General features: G+C 34.9%; 1 protein-coding gene. It reads right to left on the reverse strand.

Going from position 1 to position 521, the window contains the following annotated elements; genetic code table 11:
- Positions 1-521 (reverse strand): YdaU family protein (locus ACFILW_RS11160; RefSeq protein WP_375685871.1); only part of this gene is annotated, 521 nt, incomplete at both ends.

A 521-nucleotide genomic window follows, 5' to 3' on the forward strand; every position in this document is an offset into this window, starting at 1 on the left:
TCGTTTGTTTCTAAACTTTCAGAACCAATTTCTTTTTTTGCTAAAACGTTAGTTTTAGTTTTTTTATATATATTCTTATTCTGGTTCTTTATAGCTTGATTTTGCTTAGCGTTTGCTTCAGCAAAAAAAACGTTTTGCTTGTCATTTGCTTCAGCAAAATTATTAACATGTTGTTTTGTATTATTTTTTGCTTGTGCACCTTTTTTACCAGCCTCACTACGAACTTGCGATATGTGCTCTTTTTTATCAGCAAAATCGTTCAGCTCTTCTTCAACGCGCGTATTCCACAATCCATTATCTGTCTCAACAAGTTTATCATTCCTCATTAAGTATTCGACAATAGCTGCAAATTTTTTCTGCGAACAATTGCAAGCACGTGCAAGCGTTTCAAAATCTTCTTTAATTGGTGCTTTTTTATCGTACATGCGAACGAGAAGCGTCATATAAGCGCCCCTTTGCTCTAACGTCATTCCATCTGTACCACTTATCCAGTCATACAAATGGAATCTTATCCATGGCAT

This window comes from Bartonella sp. TT110JLCBS (assembly GCF_042193405.1).
Lineage (GTDB): Bacteria > Pseudomonadota > Alphaproteobacteria > Rhizobiales > Rhizobiaceae > Bartonella.